Raw genomic sequence first — 1,150 nt, forward strand, 5'->3', positions numbered from 1 at the left:
TATATATACAAAAGAATGTAGATATGTATCAGCTATCAAATTTTATAAAAAAGGGCTACAAATTTCTAAAAGGTTATTTGGAATAAATAATGTAGAAGTAGCAAATTTTTATAACGACATAGGATATGCGTTCTTGCTAAAAAAGGATTTTGAAAATTCTATAAAAAATTTTCAAAAATCTCTCGCAACAAGAATTAAAGTCTTAGGAGAAATTCACCAAGATACCGCAATATCATATTATAATTTAGGTGTTGCCTTTTTAGAAAAAGAAGACTATATAAAGGCTTTTGAGTTTAATAGTAAAGCACTTGAAATTTATTTAAGTATATATGGGAATAGTAGCACTAGTGTGGCAAAGTGTTACGCAAATATTGCAGCTATTTGTGAAGTAGCAGATGAGTATAAATTAGCAATAAAAAATTATAAAAAGGCCTATAAGATCAGCAAAAAGTTATTGTGAAATAAAGATCCTATGACAAATTTTTATTTTAAAAAGATAAGTGATATTAGTAAGATATTGCAAATTTAACTTTGGTTTTAGTGACTGCTTAAAAAAGTTTTAAATTCAGTATGGGGAAAGGACTTATTACATAAAGACCACTGGGAAGTATATAAAGATAAAAAAATCATACGAAAATGGTAAACGTTCATTTGATGTTTGGGAAGATGGTAGATTTAAGGGTAAAAAATGAAAACAGATAGTATATGTGAGCAATATTCAAAAGAAAAAATAAAAATAAATACTTGGCTAGAAGATGATGTCTTTTTTATACAAGGAGATACAAAAAGCTTAATGTTTTTATCTAACTTAATTAAAGCACAGGCAATGGAATTGAAAAATGACAATATTTGTATTGGTCCAAATTTAGCAGGAAATAAATTTTTTTCTAAAAAGGCTAAATTTGGAATTTTAATTCACAATACAGACAGTGCAAAATGAAAACGAAAAATTGCACTCCTAATATGTTAAATTCTTGGTTCGACAAATCACCAAAAAAGCCAAAAAATTATGATATAACAGAAAATAGATTATGGCTTTATTACAAAGATGCTTTGGAATTTATTAAATTTTTAAAAGAATATAATATAGAAATTATTGAAATTCAAACATCTATTTACAAAGCAAAAAAATGTAGCGAGTTAAATTTAT

At 25.7% G+C, this 1,150-nt stretch carries 3 protein-coding genes; all 3 read left to right on the forward strand.

Features of this window, described 5'->3' with window-relative positions:
- Positions 1-460: tetratricopeptide repeat protein (locus F3G86_RS10200; protein ID WP_149723783.1), on the forward strand; the 460-nt coding region annotated here is incomplete at its 5' end.
- A gap of 228 nt (positions 461-688) precedes the next feature.
- Positions 689-940, forward strand: a complete 252-nt coding sequence (locus tag F3G86_RS10205) for a hypothetical protein (protein ID WP_149723784.1) — start codon at positions 689-691, stop codon at positions 938-940.
- Positions 937-1,150, forward strand: a 214-nt coding sequence (locus F3G86_RS10825) for a hypothetical protein (protein WP_223228599.1), incomplete at its 3' end; no start/stop codon positions are given. The genes F3G86_RS10205 and F3G86_RS10825, both read left to right, overlap by 4 nt.

The sequence above is a fragment of the Campylobacter concisus genome (assembly GCF_902460595.1).
Lineage (GTDB): Bacteria > Campylobacterota > Campylobacteria > Campylobacterales > Campylobacteraceae > Campylobacter_A > Campylobacter_A concisus_BL.